Source organism: Aeromonas sp. PrichA-15 (assembly GCF_017939245.1).
Lineage (GTDB): Bacteria > Pseudomonadota > Gammaproteobacteria > Enterobacterales > Aeromonadaceae > Aeromonas > Aeromonas caviae.
Window position 1 is genome coordinate 1 of record NZ_JAGKRH010000098.1, and the last position, 1256, is coordinate 1256.

A 1256-nucleotide genomic window follows, 5' to 3' on the forward strand; every position below is an offset into this window, starting at 1 on the left:
CAGGGTGAGAGCGTGAACAAATTGTTAAATTGAGGTCAATTTAGCCAACCCAGCATCCAGTACCTTTTCCAGATAGGGGCTGCTCATGCCCGCAAATTGCTGCTTCTTCCGCAAGCTTGCCTTACGGCTGGTTTCGGCCCGCAGCATGTTCTGTGCCATGTGTCGTGTGCAAGCCAATATCTGGGGAGCATCACCGCGATATATCTGACAAGCATCCTCATTCATCACGACATCCAGAACCCAGTGCAGGCTATTTTCAATCGCCCAGTGCCCCCGGACAGCTGAGGAAAACTGCTCCGGTGTCAGTTCTGCTGAACTGATGTAGTAGCGATACTCCATTGATATTTTCTTCATCTTTTCAATGCGATAGGATATCGCCACGCCAACGCTTTTAAGGTTTTTCCACTCGGGAAATTGCTCTGCCAGTGCACCGGCTGGCAATACATGGTACTCGCGCCCATCTATACGACCATGTTGCTTCTCGATACTGACGGTTTCTTCCGTCAAAGGCTTGTTCATTGACTCGACCAGCGCCGCTCGCACGGCGCTATGCAACGAGGGTTGATTACCTTTTACTGCCAGCAGGTAGTCACCGCCGCCTTTGACTATGGTTGAGGCAATAGCGGTCTGACAACCCATTGCATCGATGGAGACCAAGCAGCCTTTCACATCGAGTATTGCGAGTAATTCCGGAATGGCGGTAATTTCGTTGGACTTGGCATCCGTTTTGACTTGACCGAGCACCAGACGATTCTGAGCGGCAAAGGCACTGACCATATGAATGGTAGATTGGCGACTGTCGCGGTCGTAAGAGCTGCGTAAGGTCTTGCCGTCAATGGCGATCAGCTCACCATCGGTACGCTCTGACGTTGCCTGCATCCAGCGGACAAAGGCGTTTTGAAATTGCTCCGGCTGAATACGGGAGATGATCCTGGCTATGGTGTCGTGAACAGGTAATCCGTTAGGAAACAAGCCATTACGCTGAAACCATTCCAGATGCGCCTCGCCGAATAGCTCAATATCTTCCCAACCTTGGGCGCCACCGATGGCGGCACAGACAGTCAAAAAAACCACATCAAAGAAGGGGTACTCGATTTTAGCTACCTGGCGAGGGTCTTTGAGTTCAGAGAAGAATTGAGTAAATGCAGCATGGTGGTTCATCGCGAAACTCCCGTAAAAGAGAGTATAAGATCACACCCAGATCGGTCGGTCAAATCCTCTTAACATTGCTTCAAAACGTTCACGATCTCGCCCTG

General features: G+C 50.7%; 1 protein-coding gene. It reads right to left on the reverse strand.

Annotation, left to right across the window (positions count from 1 at the left end; translation table 11 throughout):
- Positions 1-24: 24 nt before the first annotated feature.
- Positions 25-1161: an ISAs1 family transposase gene (locus J9889_RS13445; RefSeq protein ID WP_016947065.1), complete on the reverse strand. Its 1137-nt coding sequence runs from the start codon at positions 1159-1161 to the stop codon at positions 25-27.
- Positions 1162-1256: the final 95 nt, after the last annotated feature.